The organism is Asanoa ferruginea, assembly GCF_003387075.1.
Classification (GTDB): domain Bacteria; phylum Actinomycetota; class Actinomycetes; order Mycobacteriales; family Micromonosporaceae; genus Asanoa; species Asanoa ferruginea.
The window spans coordinates 7695479-7710185 of record NZ_QUMQ01000001.1; the positions used below are offsets into that span (position 1 = coordinate 7695479).

The window sequence follows — 14707 nt, forward strand, 5'->3', positions numbered from 1 at the left end:
CGGGTTGAGGCCGGATCACCGCGTCGAATACTGGGGTGTGTAGCGCCGGAGAACCGGGCGCTCGACCGCACCGATCAGAGCGTAGAGAGCGACCGAGACCACGACCACCAGGACCGCGCCGGCCCACAGGGTGCCGAAGCGCGAGCCGCTGTAGGCGACGACCAGCAGGCTGCCCAGGCCCTTCCCGGTCGCCAGCCACTCGGCCAGCGTCGCGCCGCCGATTGCCGCGGGCACCGCGATCCGGGCCGAGGCGAACAGGGCCGGCAGGGCGTACTGGATGCGCACTTTGGTCACGGTGTGGAAGGCCGAACCGCCCATCGAGGTGACCACCTCACACGCCGGGGCGGGTGCCGCCCGCAGGCCGACCGAGAGGTTGACCAGGGTCGGGAAGAAGACGACCAGGGCGACGATCACCGTGACGCCCAGCAGGCCGCGGCCGAAGACGAGGGCGATCAGCGGCGCCATGGCGACCAGCGGCACCGAGCGCAGCACGATCGCCACTGGCATCATCGTCTGCTCGACCGTGCGGATGGCCACGACGACGACCGCCATCAGCACGGCGACCACCGTGCCGACGAGATAGCCGACGGCCGCGTCCACCATCGTGATCTTGAGTGCCGCCAGTAGCTCGTCGCGGTGTGCGCCGGCGTCCGCGTCGGAGAAGACGTAGCGGAAGACGTCGGCCGGGGTCTTGGCGAAGTAGCCGTTGAGGTCGAACAGGCGCAGCAGGGCATACCAGCCGGCCAGCGTGACGGCCACCGACAGCAGCAGGAAACCGGTGGATTGCAGGGCTCGGGCCACCCGGCCGCCGCGCAGGCTGGCCGTCTCGCCCGCGCCGGTGCCCACGTCGAGCAGCCGGGTCGCCCAGGGTGTCAGCAGCCGGGCGATCAGGGCGGTGGCGGCGTAGAGCAGGCCGGCCAGGGCCGAGATCACCAGCGCGATCCCCCACGTGCGGGCGACCTCGAACGACGACTGGGCCTGCACGAGCGCGACACCCAGACCGCTGCTGGCGCCGAGATACTCACCGATGATCGCGCCGAGCAGGGCCGCCGGTGCCGCGATCCGCAGGCCCGCGAACAGGCTGGGCAGCGCCGACCGGATCCGCACCAGCCACAGGGTCTGCCAGGCCGACCCGCCGTAGGCGTGCACGAGGTCGACCGCGGTGGCGTCGCTCGAGCGCAGGCCGACCACGGTCGCGACGAGGGTCGTGAAGAACACCGACAGGGCCGCGAGCGCTTCCTTGGGCGCGTCGCCGGGCAGCACCACGACGAGGATCGGCGCGATCGCCACGAGCGGCACGCAGTAGCTCGCGATCGCCAGGCGGAGCAGCACCCGCTCGACGGCCGGCACCCGCACGAAGAGCACGGCCAACAGGATCGCGGCCAGGTTGCCCCACAGGTAGCCGACCATCGCCTCGCGCAGCGTCACGCCGATGTTCGAGAGGTGGGCCGAGCGGTCGTCCCAGATCTGGCTGACCACGTCGACCGGCGACGGGATGACCCGCAGGTCGGCGAGCAGGCCGGAGAGCGCGAACCAGACGAGCAGCACGAGGCCCAACCCGATCGCGCCGGGCAGCACGCGCTTCATCACAGCTCTTTTTCGTCGGCGGACTGCGCGAACAGCAGCTCACCGAGCCGATCGCAGAGTGCGTGGAACTCCGAACTACGCAGGATCTCCGGTGTACGCGGACGCGGCAGATCGACGTCGACCGTCGCGATGACCCGGCCGGGGCGCCGCGCCATGACCACCACCCGGTCGGAGAGGAAGACGGCCTCGGCGATCGAGTGGGTGACCAGGAGCGTCGTCGTCGCCCGCTCCATCCAGATCCGCTGGAGTTCGAGGTTGAGGCGTTGCCGGGTCATCTCGTCGAGCGCGCCGAACGGCTCGTCGAGCATCAGCACGTCGGGGTTGATCGCCAGCGTGCGCGCGATGGCGACGCGTTGCCGCATGCCGCCGGAGAGCTGGCCGGGCCGGGCCTTCTCGAAGCCGTCGAGCCCGACGAGCTTGATGAGGTCGCGGATCGCCGCCGGGTCGGCCTTCCTTCCGGCTACCTCGTACGGCAGCCGGATGTTGGCTTCGACGCTGCGCCACGGCAGCAGGGCGGAGTCCTGGAACGCGACGCCGACGCGGTGCTCGCGGCGAAGCCGGTCCGGCGCCTGGTCGTGGACGAGCACCTGGCCGCTGGTGGCGGTCTCGAGCCCGGCGAAGATGCGCAGGAGGGTCGACTTCCCGCAGCCCGACGGTCCGAGCAGCGCGGTGAAGGAACCGCTGGTGGTGGTCAGGTCGACGTTGTCCAGCGCCAGGATGCTGGATCGGTTGATCCGGAACGACTTCGTCACGCCGGCGGCGACGAACCCGTGGGTCGCCGCCGGTGCCACCACGCCGGTCATCCGCGTTCCCGCGCCGCCGCCGCGATCAGCCAGTCGCGGTAGGTGGTGTCGCGGTCCGGTGCCTCGTTGTGCACGAGGGCTCCGGTCTCCAGGAAGTGCAGCAGGTCGCGGCCCATTTCCTGGCCGCGGCGGGTGTGCATGTCAAGCGCGTGGTCGGGGATCCGCGGCAGCCGCTCGCCGCTGTCCACCACCCGCGTCGCCCAGTTGGCCAGCTCGTCGGAGGTGCGGTCCTTGGTCGCGCCGACCAGCAGCCGGATGGCGTGGACGGCGAACAGGAAGCGGTCGCCGCGCGGGCGCGGGACCCGCGAGTGCATCCGGTAGACCGAGTCGACGACGACCGGCTCGAGGAACGATCCCGAGCCGACGTCTTCGACCGAGATGACCTGGAGCCGGTGCCAGAGGCACTCCTCGAGTTCCGCGCTGGTCGCGAACATCTCGTAGGCGAGCAGCGTCGCCTCTTCCAGTTCGCCGCGCCGGACGGCCTTCTGGAACGCGGAGATGACCTCGTCGGCCGGCAGGTCGTGGAGCGTCCGGACCTGGGTCCACGGATCGAAGTCTGCGGTCGTCATGCGCTACACCGTCGGCTTTCCCTGGAAGACCTCCGCCAGGACGGTCGTGTCGAAGAGCTGGTCGGCGGTCGTGGTGATGCCCACGGCGCCCATCGTCTTGATGTTCGACTCGATGCCGTCCTTCGACATCGTGAGCAGGCCGTTGGTCTTCGTCTCCGGCGTCGCGATGAGCGGCACGAACGACTGCGCGGTGAGCAACTGCTCGTCGGCGTTGAGCTGGAGGCTCTTGCCATACTTCTCGACCGCGAGCTTCACCCCGCGCGCCGGGTCCTGCACGGCGTCCTGCCAGCCCTGCACGCTGGCCCGCATCAGGTTGACCAGGTGGGCGCGCTTCGTCTTGTCGGCAAGGGTTTCCTCGCTGACGACGAAGGCATCGGCCCACAGCCCGTAGCCGAAGTCGGCCAGCAGGAACGACTCTGTCTCGACGCCCTGGCGCTTGAGCTGGATGGGCTGCGACGTCAGGAACGAGGCGAACGCGTCGACGTCACCGTTGACCAGCGGGGCCGGGTCGAACTGCACCGGCACGTAGGTGACCGACTTCGGGTCGACCCCGTTGGCCTTGAAGAACGCGTTGTAGATCTCGGTGCCGGACTGCTGCACGCCGAGCCGCTTGCCGACCAGGTCCTGTGGCGTGCGGATGGGATTCTTGGCCAGCGACATCACGGCCGACGGGTTCTTCTGCAACGTGGCGCCGACCACCTTGAGCGGCGCGCCTTCCTTGCGGGCCCGGGCGATGGTGTCGACCGAGTCGAGCCCGACGAATGCCTTGCCACTGGCGATCAGCGGGCCGACGGACACCGACGGTCCGCCCGGGACGATGGTGGTCTTCAGGCCCGCCTTGGTGAAATAGCCGGCGTCGTCGGCGACGTAGACGCCCATGTTCTCCACGTTGGCGAGCCAGCCGAGCTGGAACGTGACGGGGCTGACGCCGCCTCCGCCAGCCGCGGTCGGCTTGTCGTCGTCGTCGGAGCAGGCGGCCAGCGCTCCGCCGAGCCCGGCCGCGAGCGCGCCGCCACCGAGGATCCTCGCGGTCACAGTCAAGAAATCACGGCGAGTGGTCATCAATGTCCAATCAGGAGAGAGGTGTGCGATTGCCCGCGGTTGGCCGTGCGGTCGAGCCACGGACCAGAAGCTTGGTCTCCAAGACGATGCGGCGCGGCGTCACGTCGTCGCTCTCGCGCAGCCGGCGCAACAGCAGCCGCATGGCGATCGCGCCCTGTTCCTCCATCGGGCGGTCGACGACCGTGAGCGGCGGCATCAGCAGCGCCGCCAGGTCGAGGTCGTCGAAGCCGACGATGGACAGCTGTTCCGGGACGCGGACGCCGAGGTCGTGCAGGGCGCGCAGCGCACCGACCGTCATCAGGTTGTTGGTGACGAACAGCGCGGTGGGCGGGTGCTCGCGGGCCAGCAGGCGCATGACCGCCTGATAGCCGCCCTGCTCCCGGAAGTCGCCGACCTCTTCGTCGATCTCCGCGGGGTCGATTCCCCGCGCTGTCAGCGTTTCGAGGAAGGCTTCGCGGCGTTGCCTTCCCGGTGTCGAGTGCATGGTGCCGTTGACGATGGCGAACCGCCGGTGCCCGAGGTCGAGCAGGTGCTCGGCCGCGCTACGGCTGCCGCCGGCGTTGTCGACCAGGACCGCGTCGAAGAGGGCGGATCCGCCGATCTCGCGGTCGAGGAAGACGAGCGGCAGGCCGGCCTGGTGCGCGCGCAACGGCGCTTCGTCGGACTCGACCGTCGGCGCCAGGATCGCACCGTCGACGCGGCCGATCAGGTCCGCGAGGACCGCCGCTTCCCGGTCGACGTCTTCGTCGGTGTTGGAGAGGAACAGGTGGTATTCGTCCTGCCGGGCCACCGCTTCGGCGCCCTTGACCACGGCGGCGAAGTAGGGGTTGGTGACGTCAGGGACCACGAGCGCGATCGACCGGGTACGCCCGGAGCGCAGGCTGCGCGCGACCGGGCTCGGCCGGTAGGCCAGGTCCTGCACGGCGGTCCGGATCGTGTCCGCCGCACGCACCGGTTGACCAGCGAGAAACCGCGAGACCGTCGTAACGGAGACGCCGGCCCGGCGTGCCACGTCGCCAATCGTCGCCTCGGACATAGCCGGTCACAACCCCCTGGAATCGAATCCTGGTATCGATTGCACTGGACCGTAGATCCGTGCGAGCATCCCGTCAAGCAGCAGGAAGTGAGACCGCGCAGCATGAGCAGTGTCGAGCGGGCACGGATCGTCGTCATCGGCAGCACGATGATGGACATGATCTCGTACATGCCACGCATCCCGGACGCCGGCGAAACCTTGTTCGGCGACCGCTTCGCGCTCGGGTTCGGGGGCAAGGGCGCCAACCAGGCGGTGATGGCGCGGTTACTCGGCGCTGATGTCTCGATGGTGTGCTGCGTCGGCACGGATGTCTTCGGCGACCTGACCGTCGACAACTTCCGCGCGGCCGGGATCGACACCAGCTACGTCACGCGGACATCGGAGGCCAGCAGTGGGGTGGCGCCGATCTGGGTGGAAGCGGGTGGCCACAACCGGATCGTCTGCGTCGCGGGCGCGAACGCCTACCTGACCGAGGAACAGGCGACGACCGCGGTGGAGTCCGTTCCCCGGGTCGATGTCGTCGTCGGCCAGTTCGAGGTGCCGCAGGCCGTGACCGCGGCCGGTTTCCGGGCGGCCAAGGCCCGCGGCGCGGTGACCGTCCTCAACCCCGCACCCGCGGCGCAGGTCAGCCCCGAACTCCTCGCCGTCACCGACTGGCTCATCCCCAACGAGGTCGAGTTCGAGTTCCTGACCGGGGGCGACGGTGCTTCCTCGGACGAGGCCATCGCCGCGTCGGCGAAACGCTTCGGCGTCAACATGGTGGCGACGCTGGGCGACCGGGGCGCGACCATAGTGGACAGTTCCGGAGCGGCCGAGCGGATCACGCCGTCGCCGGCGGCCGTGGTCGACACCACCGGCGCCGGGGACGCGTTCGTCGGTGCCTTCTCCTACGGGCTGGCCGCGGGCCTCTCCCCCACTGCCGCGGCTCGGCTGGGCTGTGCGTGCGCGACCTCCAGCGTCGCCCGCCCGGGCACCCAGTCGTCGTTCCCCCGGGCCACCCAACTCGACGAGGCGCTCGCCTGGGCGGCTAGCGCGTGACCTCCCGCTGCGGCCGGAACGCGGCGCGCACCTCGCTCGCGAACAGTTCCGGCTCTTCCCAGGCGGCGAAGTGCCCGCCCCGATCGACCTCGTTGAAGTAGGTCAGGCTGGGATAGGACTGCTCGACCCAGCTACGCGGAGCGGCCCAGACCTCGCCGGGGAACGTGGTGAAGCCGACCGGAACCGAGACGTCCGGCGGAGCCTGCCCGGACGCCTGCGCGGCGGCGAGCACGCGTCCGTCCTCCCAGTAGGACCGGGCGGCCGAGTCGGCCGTGCCGGTCAGCCAGTAGAGCGTGATGTTGTCGACGACGTGGTCGCGCGTGAAATTGCCGGCGGGCTCACCGTCGACGAAGGCACGGGAGATCTTGTAGTAGCTGTCCGTGTCGTGGTCGAGCATCCAGGCGGCCAGCGCCACCGAACGTGGCGACCTGTGCGGCCGCGGCGCGTTCCGCGTCGGACTCCGCCGGCTGGGGCCCGCCGAGCACCGTCAGCAGCACGTTGATGTGGATGCCGAGCAGCCCGTCGGGTGCCTGGCGGCCCATCGCGTCGGTGACGGCGGCGCCCACATCGCCGCCCTGGGCGACGTAGCGGGTGTAGCCGAGGCGACGCATCAGCTCCGCCCAGGCCTGCGCGACGCGGCCGGCGTTCCAGCCGAGGTCGGCGGGCTCGCCGGAGAAGCCGTAGCCGGGCATGGACGGCAGGACGAGGTCGAAGGCGTCCTCGGCCCGCCCGCCGTACGCGGTCGGGTCGGTGAGAGGGCCGACGGTCTCGAGCAACTCGACGACCGAGCCGGGCCAGCCGTGCGTCATGATCAGCGGCAACGCGCCAGCATGCGGCGACCGCACATGGATGAAGTGCACGTCGACCCCGTCGATCTCGGTCTTGAACTGTGGCAGCGCGTTGAGCTTCGACTCGCACCGCCGCCAGTCGTAGTCCGTTGCCCAATAGTCCGCGAGCCGGCGGATCGTCGCCGATTGCACGCCCTGCGACCGGTCTCGCACGAGTTCCTGGTGCGGCCAGCGAGTGGCGGTGATGCGGTCGCGCAGGCTGTCTAGGCGGCGGTGGCGGTAGGGGTAGTTCGGAGCCGCTCGAGCGCGTCGGCGTCGAGCGGGCTGCCGGCCTGTTTCGCGGCATACAGCGCCGCGCCGACGACAGGTGAATACAGGGGCCGACGGAGGTCATACCGGTCATGCAGCTTGTGGAGATGCGCCTGGAACTCCGCGCGCACCTGGGCCGCGTTGAACGTGCCACCGGAGTAGGAGACCAACACCTGGTCGTCGGCGCCGTAGCCGAGCTGCCTACGAGTCGTGTCCACCAGAAGGGCGAGTTCCCGGGCGGCGTCGTGCAGGATCGCGGTCGCCGCGTCGTCGCCCCGCTCGGCGGCGATGACGACCTGCGGGCACAGGGCCGCGATCTGGCCGCGGCCGCCCTGCCACCGGTTGACCACCACGTCGATCAGGTCCAGGTCGGCGGACAGCTCGAGGTGCTCGCGCAAGACGTCGAGGAGTGGGCCGGCCGGGTCGCGCCCGTCGCTCATGCGGGAGAACGCCTGCAGGCCGCGGGCCGCGATCCAGTAGGCCGAGCCCTCGTCGCCGAACAGCTCGCTCCAGCCGCCGACGCGGTGGCCGCGGCCGGCCCGCTCGCCGTACGTCATCGATCCGGTGCCGCTGATGACGTTGATCCCGTCGGCGGCGCCCAGCGAACCGGACCAGCCGCAGACCATGTCGTTGTCGACCCGGTAGCGGTCGTGGCCGAGGATGTCCCGCGGCGCCGCACCGAGGGTCGCGACGTCGCCGCTGACCTCGCCGTAGGTCGGTAGCCCGAAGAACGCGAAGTCGATGCCGGCCGGGGTGACGCCGGCGGTGGTGCAGACGGCCCCGATGCCCTCTTCGAGGACGCGGGTCACCAGGTCGATGCCTTCGCTGAAGTAGTAGCTGCTGGGGGCCACGCTCTGCCCCGCGATCGAGCCGTCCGACCGCAGCAGGCAGAAGGCGGTCTTGGTGCCGCCGCCGTCCACGCCGAGGAACATGTCTCTTACCTCCGGTTCGGGTGCTGAGCGTGCCGTGGGTGCATGATCGCGCCCCGCGACTATATGAGCGACCGGGGACACCACGTCTGGCGGGAATGCCGTGGCCAGGCACGTTAGGATTGTGGGAATGCGGCTGGACAGGCGGGAGCTGCTCGCCATCTTCGCCGGCGGCGCCGTGGGAACCCTGGCCCGAGCCGGGCTCACCTACGCCTTTCCGCACGCGGCAACGGCGTGGCCCTGGCCGACCTTCACGGTCAATCTCGTCGCGGCGTTCCTGCTCGGCCTGTTCGTCACCCGGTTGCAGGAGCGGCTGCCGCCGTCGAGCTATCGCCGGCCGCTGCTCGGCACCGGGATCTGTGGCGGGCTGTCGACCTTCTCCACCATGCAGGTCGAAATCCTGCTCATGCTCGACGCGCACGCCTGGGGCCTCGCGGCCGGCTACACCATCGCGAGCGTCGCCGGTGGATACGCCGCGGTCTACGCGGCCACGGCGCTGACCCGACGGGTGCGTGCGTGGGCGTGAACATCCTGATCTGGACCGGAGTGTTCCTCATCGGCGGGGCCGGCTCGGTGCTGAGGTTCCTGGTCGACGGCGCGGTCGCGGCCCGCCGCGGTCGCGACTTTCCCTACGGCACGCTCGTGGTCAACATTTCCGGAGCGGTCGTCCTCGGCTTCCTGACCGGCCTCGCGCTCGGCAAACATGAGGCGCTGCTGGCCGGGACCGCCGCGGTCGGCTCCTACACCACGTTCTCGACCTGGATGTTCGAGACGGAACGCCTTGCCGAGGAACGCGCGGTCACGCCCGCCGTGCTCAACGTGGTCGTCAGCCTGATCCTCGGTGTGGCCGCGGCGGCCGCCGGTCGAGCGGTGGGTGACCTGCTGTGAACGCCGACTGTCTCAAGCTCACCTGCTATTTCGGGGAACGGCACCGCACCGGCACGGGATTTGTCGCCGACGAGCTGTTGGCCCTCTACGGCCGGCACCGCATCGCGACCAGCATCGTGCTGCGCGGCATCGAAGGGTTCGGCCTCAAGCACCACCTCCGCAGCGACCACTCACTGACCCTGTCGGAGGATCTGCCCGCCGTCACCGTCGCCGTCGACACCCGGCCGCGCATCGAGGCGATCGTCGACCAGGTCGCCGGCATGCCGCAGGTCGGCCTGGTGACGCTCGAGCGCGCCCGCCTGCTCCAGGGCGACGTCGGGCCCGTCCGCCTTCCGGAAGCGCTGCACGAGGCCACGAAGCTGACCGTCTACGTCGGACGCCAGCAGCGGATCCACGGCGCTCCGGCGTTCGTCGCGGTGTGCGACCTGCTGCACCGCCACGGCGTCGCGGGCGCGACCGTGCTGCTCGGCGTCGACGGGACCGTCGGCGGTCAGCGGGAACGCGCGCGGTTCATCGGGCGCAACCACGACGTACCCATGATGATCATTGCGGTGGGTTCCGGCGACCGGATCGGTCGCGCCCTGCCCGACCTCGCCGCGCTGCTCGACCAACCACGGCTGACCCTGGAGCGGGTACGCCTCTGCAAGCGCGACGGCCGCCTCATCGAGGAACCGCAGGCGCTGCCCGCCACCGACGCGCGCGGGCTGGGCCTGTGGCAGAAGCTGACCATCTTCACGTCGGAGGCCGGCCAGCACGAGGGTCAGCCCATCCACCGCGCTCTCGTGCGCCGGTTGCGCGCCGGCGGCTCCAGCGGCGCCACGACCGTCCGCGGCATCTGGGGGTTCCACGGCGACCACCGCCCGCACGGCGACCGGTTCTTCCAGCTCGGCCGCCGGGTGCCGGCCGTCACCATCGTCATCGACACCGCCGACCGCATCAGCGGCATCTTCCCGATCGTCGACGAGCTGACCGCCGAGCAGGGACTGGTCGTCAGCGAGTTGGTGCCCGCCGTCCACGCCCGCGCCGGCGACCGCCTGCGCGGTGGGCTCCGCCTGGCCGACCATCGTTGGTGACGGCAGCCGTCATCCGCTCAACCAGAGGAGGAGGTCCCCGATGGAGTTCGACATGATCGTCGAGATCCCGGCCGGATCGCGCAACAAATATGAGATGGACCAGAGCCTTGGCCGGATCCGGCTCGACCGCACGTTGTTCACCGCCACGGCCTATCCCGCCGACTACGGGTTCGTGCCCGGCACCCTCGCGGAAGACGGCGATCCGCTCGACGCCATGGTCCTGCTCGACGCCCCGACCTTCCCGGGCTGCCAGATCCGGGTCCGGCCCGTCGCCGTGTTCTGGATGCGCGACGAGAAGGGCCCGGACGCCAAGGTGCTCTGCGTGCCTGCCGGCGACCAGCGTTACGACCACATCACCGACCTGGGCGATCTGGCGCCCCACCTCCAGGCCGAGATCGGCCACTTCTTCGACGTCTACAAGCAGCTCGAACCCGGAAAGCAGTCCGAGGTACGCGGGTGGCAGGACCGCACCGACGCCGAAGCCACGATCGAGGACGCGTTCGCCCGCGCGCCTAAGCCGGCGGCGTAGGAGCCGTTCGGCGCTGCTGTTGCAGCGTCTCCAACAGGCGCAGCCAGATCTCGCTGACGGTCGGGAAGCTCGCGACGGCGTGCCAGAGCCGGCTGACCGGCACCCGTCCGACGATCGCGACGGTCGCCGAGTGCAACAGTTCCGTCGTCGCCGTGCCGGCGAAGGTCGCACCGATCACCGTGTCGGTGGCCGGGTCGACGACCAGTTTCGCCCGTCCGTCGTAGTGTTCCCGGGAGATCGCGGCGCCGGAGATGCCGGCGATGTCATACTCGGCCGTCTCCACCTCGATGCCGCGTTGCCGCGCCACGCTTTCCGTCATCCCCACCGCACACAGTGGAGGGTCGAGGAACACGACGTGCGCCACGGCGTCATACTCCGCGGTCGTCAGGCCGTTGAACGGCTTGCCGAGCGCGCGGGCGGTGATCGCCTCGCCGGCGACGCGGGCCTGGTATTTGGCCATGTGGGTCAGCAGGGCGCGGCCGGTCAGGTCGCCGGTGGCGTAGAGCCAGTCGGTGCCGACAACGGCACATTGGTCGTCGACCTCGACATATCCGTGCGGTGCCGGGATGTCGACGGTTTCGAGCCCGATGTCGTCGGTCCCGCCCCGGCGCCCGACCGCGACCACCAGTTCGTCGGCCTCGAGCTGACTGCCGTCGTCGAGGGTGACGGTCACGGGTCCGCCGTGGATGCGGCCCACACCCCGGTCCTGCGCGTCCTCCCGGCTGACCCCGGTGACGCTGGTGCCGAGCCGCAGATCGACCCCGGCCAGGGTGAGGTGCCGTGCGGCGAAGTCGCTGGCGAACGGCTCCATCATCGTGAGGAGTCGCGGGCCGCGGTGCACGAGCGTGGTTTCCTCGACGCCCAGCGCGTGCAGCCAGGTGACCGCCTCGCAGGCGACCGGGCCACCGCCGACGACCACGAGGCGCCGGGGCACCTCCCGCACCGCGGTCACGTCGCGCGACGTCCACGGGAACGCGGCGGCGAGGCCGTCGGTCGGCGGCAGCAACGCCGAACTGCCCGTCGCCAACACCACGGCGTGTTCGGCGGTGATCGTCCGCACCATGCCGTCGGAGGCGGTGACGGCCACCTGCTTCGGGCCGGCCAGGCGCCCGCGTCCGCGTACGAGATCAATGTTGTTGGCCTTGAGCCACGCGACCTCCTGCGGGTCGGCGTAGTGGAACGCGATGTCGTCGCGGCGGGCCAGCACCGCCGGGACGTCCAGTGACCGGTCGGCGATCATCTCGCGTACCCCGGGAAGGTCCCGGCCCACGCTCTGCGCCTCGACCGGCATCAGGAGGGCCTTGCTCGGCCGGCAGGCCCAGTATTCGCACTCGCCGCCGATGAGGTCCTCCTCGACCAACACGGTCGAGAGCCCGGAGAACTGGCTGGCATACTGCGCGGCCGTCTCGCCGGCCTGTCCGCCGCCGACCACGACAACGTCCCAATGGTCCCGTTCCTGACCCTCATGCGCGGACACGGCGGCCTCCTCCCGGTTTCGCACCCGCCCGGGGTGCGGTCCATGGAGCTAGCCTGCGTCGTGGCGGCCGTGCGGCGCATCCGCCGGTGGCCAGCCGGCCACGCCGGTGTCCGCCTCGGTCAGGGCTCGCACCGCGCGCGCAGGGTCGGCGCGCCGGGGCCGGTCAGCTCGGCGCCATAGACGCTCCGCCCGGCCAGCGCCATCGTGAGCGCGAGCGTCGTGCCGCTCACCAGCGGGCCCTCACCGGTGGCGAAGGGTCCGTCGGTCGCTTCCAACCGCAACCCCTTCGATTTGGTACGCCCCGCCACGGTGAAGTTGCGGCTGGCGAAGAAGCGGGCGACCTCGGTGACCGCGTCGACCGGAGGGGTGTAGGGCAGGCCGAGCGGGTAGCGGATGTCCTGGCCGTGCACGACCACCTCACCGAGCCAGGCCGCGGTGTCCCCGGTCGGGGCGGTGGTGCTGGTGATGATGTCGCGGAACCGGTCGAGCGTTTCGGCGGGCTTCGCACCCCGGTGCTCGGCCAGCCGGCGCTGGTTGTGCAGGTCGGCGTCGAACCGCGCGCCCACGATGCTGGTCAGCCAACGAAACCTGGTGGTGCTCGCACCCGCGGTCAGGTGGGCGACCACGTCTTCGACGACCCAGTCGCCACACAGCGAGCGCTGGGCCCACTGGTCATCGGACAGCGTCGCCAGCTCGTCGGCGAGGGCGGCGCGTTGCGCGTGGATCTGCGCCCAGAGGGTGTCGCCGGCCATTGGGTCCCCCCGCGTGAAGGTGATCAGAGCACGGCACAGCCTACGCGGCGATCGCCACCTCGGCTTCGATCTCCACAGGTATGCCGAACGGCAACTCGGCGAGCCCCACCGCCGAGCGGGAGTGGCTGCCGGTATCCGGGCCCCACACCTCGAGGATGAGGTCGGAGAAGCCGTTGACGACCATCGGCGTGTTGGTGAAGCCCGGCGCCGCGTTGACCATCCCGAAGACCCGCAGCCAGGCGGTCACCCGGTCGAGATCGCCGAGCGCAGTGCGCAGGCTGGCCAGCACGGCCAACCCGGTCAGCCGGGCGGCCTGGTAGGCCTGCTCGGGCGTCACCTGGTCGCCGACCTTGCCGAACGGGCCGGCCACGGTTCCGTCGGGCAGCAGCGGGCCGTGCCCGGAAACGAAGGCCCGGTCGCCGTGCACCCGCACCCACGGAAACGGCAGGGTCGCACCGGCCGGCAGCTTCATGGGTTCCGGCAGCCGCAACCCGAGTTCGGCCAGTCGACGCTCGATCCGTTCGCTCACGGCTCCCAGGCTACGGCGCAACCGAGTTATTTCGTTGCGGGGCCCTGGTGCCGAGACTTAGCTGCTCCACATCAAGCGCCACCCGGTCGCGGTGGTCGCGTCGCACGTCGACCAGTCCTGGGCACCGCCGACGGTCGACGGCGCGCTCGCCTGGGTCACACCGGTCTACGACCGCTGGCTCGCCTGGAAGCGCACGGCCGACCTGACCGGCCGGCGCTATGTGGAGGTGAAGGCCGAGGATCTCGCCGCCGACTGGCCCGAGCAACGGCGCGCCGTCATCCCGGCCATGGGTTACGCGTAGAGGTGTCCCGGTGAGGCCGGGCCGGGGCGAGCCCGGCCCGGCCCTCACGACTACCAGGTCGTGTCCGACGCGAGCACGACCGGCCCGTTGGAGACCAGGTCGGCCAGCACGTCGGGTGCTTTTCCACCCGCCGCGACGCCGCGGGCCAGGACGCCGGTCACCGTCGCGGCCGCGAACGACGTGCCGCTCCAGATGGCGCTGCAGAACTCGAAACCATCCTCTGTGGCGCGCGCGTAGGGGCCGACGACGCGGACGCCCGGTGCCCAGAGCTGGATGCCGGGCCAGCTGTTGCTGAACGACGCCCGGGGTGGGTCGGACACGCCGAGGGGCCGCAGGATCGAGGTGTCGACGGCACCGACCGCCACCACCCGCTCCCGATGCCGTTCGAGGTCACGGTGGAACGCGGCCGGCCACGGCGGCACGTCGGTCCACCGGTTGCCCGCGCTGGTGACCACGACGACGTCTGGTGCGGCGTCGAGCAACCCGAGCAGGGCCCGGCCGATGCCGGCCGGCGGCTCGAACTCGTCGCCGTAGAAGGAGAGGTTGACGACCTGCGGGCGCACCGACGGGTCGAGCACCGTGAAGGAGTCCAGCCAGTCCGCCACCACCGCGTCGGCGTCGCGGCTGCCGAGGTCGAGGCCCCGCCGCGACATGACCAGGGCGTCATCGGTCTCCTGGAGGATGCGGCCCACGACGAACGTGCCGTGCCCGTCGGCCGGGCTCAGCGACAGGCCGGGCTCGGGCAGGCGGTCGAGGTTGTCGTCGATCAACGAGACCCGGTCGAGGCAGGCCGAGATCCGCGGGTGCGGCCCGTCGATGCTGATCACGCCGGCGTCGATGACGCCGACGATGGCCTTGAAGTCCTTGGCCGGGACGAGCGGCGCCAGGGTCCGGTCGATCACCTCGGGCACGGTCGCCGCGCCAGGGTTGCGGGTCATGCGGATGCTCCTTTTCGGTGACGTTGCCGATCGGATGGACCAGCTACCATTTCGGCATACGGATGCGACCTGCGGCGCGCTGATACACGTTTCCATCCG

At 70.8% G+C, this 14707-nt stretch carries 16 protein-coding genes and 1 pseudogene; 6 read left to right on the forward strand and 11 right to left on the reverse strand.

Going from position 1 to position 14707, the window contains the following annotated elements; genetic code table 11:
- Nucleotides 1–15 precede the first annotated feature (15 nt).
- From DFJ67_RS35960 to DFJ67_RS35980, 5 genes are read right to left on the reverse strand one after another with little or no spacing between them, the layout of a single operon-like run.
- The gene (locus tag DFJ67_RS35960; protein ID WP_116073253.1) at nucleotides 16–1587 is read right to left on the reverse strand and encodes an ABC transporter permease; all 1572 of its coding nucleotides are present in this window, start codon (nucleotides 1585–1587) and stop codon (nucleotides 16–18) included.
- Nucleotides 1587–2390: an ABC transporter ATP-binding protein gene (locus DFJ67_RS35965; RefSeq protein ID WP_116073255.1), complete on the reverse strand. Its 804-nt coding sequence runs from the start codon at nucleotides 2388–2390 to the stop codon at nucleotides 1587–1589. Before DFJ67_RS35965 ends, DFJ67_RS35960 begins: the two co-directional genes overlap by 1 nt.
- Nucleotides 2387–2959 carry an AAA family ATPase gene (locus DFJ67_RS35970; RefSeq protein WP_116073257.1) on the reverse strand — a complete coding sequence of 191 codons (573 nt, stop codon included), beginning with the start codon at nucleotides 2957–2959 and terminating at the stop codon, nucleotides 2387–2389. Before DFJ67_RS35970 ends, DFJ67_RS35965 begins: the two co-directional genes overlap by 4 nt.
- A gap of 3 nt (nucleotides 2960–2962) precedes the next feature.
- Complete coding sequence (locus tag DFJ67_RS35975; RefSeq protein WP_170216136.1) at nucleotides 2963–3994, reverse strand: ABC transporter substrate-binding protein; 1032 nt, start codon at nucleotides 3992–3994, stop codon at nucleotides 2963–2965.
- Between the two features lie 37 nt (nucleotides 3995–4031).
- The gene (locus DFJ67_RS35980) at nucleotides 4032–5057 is read right to left on the reverse strand and encodes a LacI family DNA-binding transcriptional regulator (RefSeq protein ID WP_116073261.1); all 1026 of its coding nucleotides are present in this window, start codon (nucleotides 5055–5057) and stop codon (nucleotides 4032–4034) included.
- 87 nt (nucleotides 5058–5144) lie between these two features.
- On the opposite strand from DFJ67_RS35980, the gene DFJ67_RS35985 reads away from it, so the two are divergent.
- Nucleotides 5145–6095: a ribokinase gene (locus DFJ67_RS35985; RefSeq protein WP_147315750.1), complete on the forward strand. Its 951-nt coding sequence runs from the start codon at nucleotides 5145–5147 to the stop codon at nucleotides 6093–6095.
- On the opposite strand, the pseudogene DFJ67_RS35990 reads toward DFJ67_RS35985, so the two are convergent.
- A pseudogene (locus DFJ67_RS35990) lies at nucleotides 6085–7141 on the reverse strand (epoxide hydrolase family protein). The gene DFJ67_RS35985 and the pseudogene DFJ67_RS35990 overlap by 11 nt on opposite strands.
- 5 nt (nucleotides 7142–7146) lie before the next feature.
- Nucleotides 7147–8124, reverse strand: a complete 978-nt coding sequence (locus DFJ67_RS35995; RefSeq protein WP_116073266.1) for an N-acetylglucosamine kinase — start codon at nucleotides 8122–8124, stop codon at nucleotides 7147–7149.
- A gap of 127 nt (nucleotides 8125–8251) precedes the next feature.
- On the opposite strand from DFJ67_RS35995, the gene crcB (DFJ67_RS36000) reads away from it, so the two are divergent.
- From crcB (DFJ67_RS36000) to DFJ67_RS36015, 4 genes are read left to right on the forward strand one after another with little or no spacing between them, the layout of a single operon-like run.
- Complete coding sequence (crcB, locus tag DFJ67_RS36000; RefSeq protein WP_116073268.1) at nucleotides 8252–8647, forward strand: fluoride efflux transporter CrcB; 396 nt, start codon at nucleotides 8252–8254, stop codon at nucleotides 8645–8647.
- Nucleotides 8638–9009, forward strand: a complete 372-nt coding sequence (gene crcB / locus DFJ67_RS36005; protein WP_239097064.1) for a fluoride efflux transporter CrcB — start codon at nucleotides 8638–8640, stop codon at nucleotides 9007–9009. Before crcB (DFJ67_RS36000) ends, crcB (DFJ67_RS36005) begins: the two co-directional genes overlap by 10 nt.
- A complete protein-coding gene (locus DFJ67_RS36010) occupies nucleotides 9006–10082 on the forward strand; it encodes a DUF190 domain-containing protein (RefSeq protein ID WP_116073270.1) in 1077 nt (358 codons plus the stop codon). Before crcB (DFJ67_RS36005) ends, DFJ67_RS36010 begins: the two co-directional genes overlap by 4 nt.
- Nucleotides 10083–10122: 40 nt before the next feature.
- Complete coding sequence (locus tag DFJ67_RS36015; protein WP_116073272.1) at nucleotides 10123–10611, forward strand: inorganic diphosphatase; 489 nt, start codon at nucleotides 10123–10125, stop codon at nucleotides 10609–10611.
- Here DFJ67_RS36015 and DFJ67_RS36020 read toward each other — a convergent pair.
- The 3 genes from DFJ67_RS36020 to DFJ67_RS36030 all read right to left on the reverse strand — a co-directional run bounded on the left by DFJ67_RS36020 (nucleotide 10595) and on the right by DFJ67_RS36030 (nucleotide 13369).
- Complete coding sequence (locus DFJ67_RS36020) at nucleotides 10595–12088, reverse strand: dihydrolipoyl dehydrogenase family protein (protein WP_116077050.1); 1494 nt, start codon at nucleotides 12086–12088, stop codon at nucleotides 10595–10597. The two genes, DFJ67_RS36015 and DFJ67_RS36020, sit on opposite strands and share 17 nt — an antisense overlap.
- A 119-nt stretch (nucleotides 12089–12207) precedes the next feature.
- A complete protein-coding gene (locus DFJ67_RS36025) occupies nucleotides 12208–12840 on the reverse strand; it encodes a maleylpyruvate isomerase family mycothiol-dependent enzyme (RefSeq protein ID WP_116073274.1) in 633 nt (210 codons plus the stop codon).
- 40 nt (nucleotides 12841–12880) lie between these two features.
- Nucleotides 12881–13369, reverse strand: a complete 489-nt coding sequence (locus DFJ67_RS36030; protein WP_239097063.1) for a RidA family protein — start codon at nucleotides 13367–13369, stop codon at nucleotides 12881–12883.
- 91 nt (nucleotides 13370–13460) lie between these two features.
- On the opposite strand from DFJ67_RS36030, the gene DFJ67_RS36035 reads away from it, so the two are divergent.
- Nucleotides 13461–13670 carry a hypothetical protein gene (locus tag DFJ67_RS36035; protein WP_239097062.1) on the forward strand — a complete coding sequence of 70 codons (210 nt, stop codon included), beginning with the start codon at nucleotides 13461–13463 and terminating at the stop codon, nucleotides 13668–13670.
- A 50-nt stretch (nucleotides 13671–13720) separates the two neighbouring features.
- Here the strand turns inward: DFJ67_RS36035 and DFJ67_RS36040 are convergent, their stop codons facing one another.
- The gene (locus tag DFJ67_RS36040) at nucleotides 13721–14608 is read right to left on the reverse strand and encodes a S8/S53 family peptidase (protein WP_170216137.1); all 888 of its coding nucleotides are present in this window, start codon (nucleotides 14606–14608) and stop codon (nucleotides 13721–13723) included.
- Nucleotides 14609–14707 lie beyond the last annotated feature (99 nt).

What these genes read in the sequence shown, in the direction of transcription:
- DFJ67_RS36015 (WP_116073272.1), top strand. Translation starts at nt 10,123, where the DNA reads ATGGAGTTCGACATGATCGTCGAGATCCCGGCCGGATCGCGCAACAAA.
- DFJ67_RS35960 (WP_116073253.1), bottom strand. Translation starts at nt 1,587, where the DNA reads ATGAAGCGCGTGCTGCCCGGCGCGATCGGGTTGGGCCTCGTGCTGCTC.
- DFJ67_RS35970 (WP_116073257.1), bottom strand. Translation starts at nt 2,959, where the DNA reads ATGACGACCGCAGACTTCGATCCGTGGACCCAGGTCCGGACGCTCCAC.
- DFJ67_RS35965 (WP_116073255.1), bottom strand. Translation starts at nt 2,390, where the DNA reads ATGACCGGCGTGGTGGCACCGGCGGCGACCCACGGGTTCGTCGCCGCC.
- DFJ67_RS35995 (WP_116073266.1), bottom strand. Translation starts at nt 8,124, where the DNA reads ATGTTCCTCGGCGTGGACGGCGGCGGCACCAAGACCGCCTTCTGCCTG.
- DFJ67_RS36040 (WP_170216137.1), bottom strand. Translation starts at nt 14,608, where the DNA reads ATGACCCGCAACCCTGGCGCGGCGACCGTGCCCGAGGTGATCGACCGG.
- DFJ67_RS35980 (WP_116073261.1), bottom strand. Translation starts at nt 5,057, where the DNA reads ATGTCCGAGGCGACGATTGGCGACGTGGCACGCCGGGCCGGCGTCTCC.
- DFJ67_RS36025 (WP_116073274.1), bottom strand. Translation starts at nt 12,840, where the DNA reads ATGGCCGGCGACACCCTCTGGGCGCAGATCCACGCGCAACGCGCCGCC.
- crcB (WP_116073268.1), top strand. Translation starts at nt 8,252, where the DNA reads ATGCGGCTGGACAGGCGGGAGCTGCTCGCCATCTTCGCCGGCGGCGCC.